1 protein-coding gene is annotated in these 1,056 nt (G+C 57.6%); it reads left to right on the plus strand.

What is annotated here, in order from left to right:
• Positions 1–205 precede the first annotated feature (205 nt).
• A partial coding sequence (locus KNO92_RS14630; RefSeq protein WP_214761893.1) for an RNA-guided endonuclease TnpB family protein occupies positions 206–1,056 on the plus strand: 851 nt, incomplete at its 3' end.

The following is a 1,056-nucleotide window of genomic DNA, read 5'->3' on the forward strand; positions in this document are numbered from 1 at the left end:
AATCAGGCGAGAATTCTCCCTCCTCTAAGCGTCTCGGGGCGTAGCCCAGCGTAGGCGGGAGATGAATCGCCCGGTCCAAAACTCTTCTCTCCCTGTGACAGATATGACGAACAAAAGTTCGTGATTCCGTCAGATTCTCCCTCCCCTCCACGGGTATCGGATGAAGAAGACACATCACGATCTTCTGAGGGGAGGAGAGACGGACATGCTGAAAGGCTACACATACAGGCTCCATCCGACGCCGGCACAGGCCGATTTCCTGGTCCGGACGATCGGCTGCGCCCGGTTCATCTACAACAAGCTGCTCGAGGACCGGATCGCCATCCGCGAGGAGGCGAAAACAGGGAGTGGAACGAGACGGAAACCGGCGACACCTGCCTCCTACAAGCCCCTGTTCCCGTTCCTCGCCGAGGCGGACAGCCTGGCGCTCGCGAACGCGAAGCTGAACCTCGACACCGCGTTCGCGAAGTTCTTCGCCGGGACGGCCGGCTTCCCGGCCTTCAAGTCGAGACGGCGGTCGCGCGCCTCCTACACGACGAACAACCAGCACGGCACGATCCGCATCGAGGCGGGCAAGGTCCGTCTGCCGAAGGTCGGGTTCGTGCGGTTCACCCAACATCGCCCGTTCGAGGGCGTCATCCGGTCGGCGACGGTCTCGATAACCAAGACGGGCAAGTTCTTCATCTCCATCCTCGTCAAACAGGACGATGCACCATGGATTCCAGCCGAGAACAAGGTCGGGATCGATCTCGGTCTGGAACATTTCGCCGTCATGACGAACGACGCGATGGTCTCGGAGAAAATCGAAAACCCACGTTTCCTTCGTAAGTCCGAGGCGAAGGTCAAGAAGGCGCAACGGGCGCTGTCGCGAAAGAAGATCGGGAGCAAGAATCGTGAAAAAGCCAAATTACTTTTGGCCAAGAAACACGAAAAGATTGCCAACCAACGCAAGGACTTCCTTCACAAACTGTCGAGACGGATCGTTGACGAGAACCAAGTCATCGTCGTGGAGACATTGAAATCGAGCAACATAATGAAGAACCGACGCTTAGCCAA

The organism is Exiguobacterium sp. s129 (assembly GCF_018617585.1).
Classification (GTDB): Bacteria; Bacillota; Bacilli; order Exiguobacteriales; family Exiguobacteriaceae; genus Exiguobacterium; species Exiguobacterium aestuarii_A.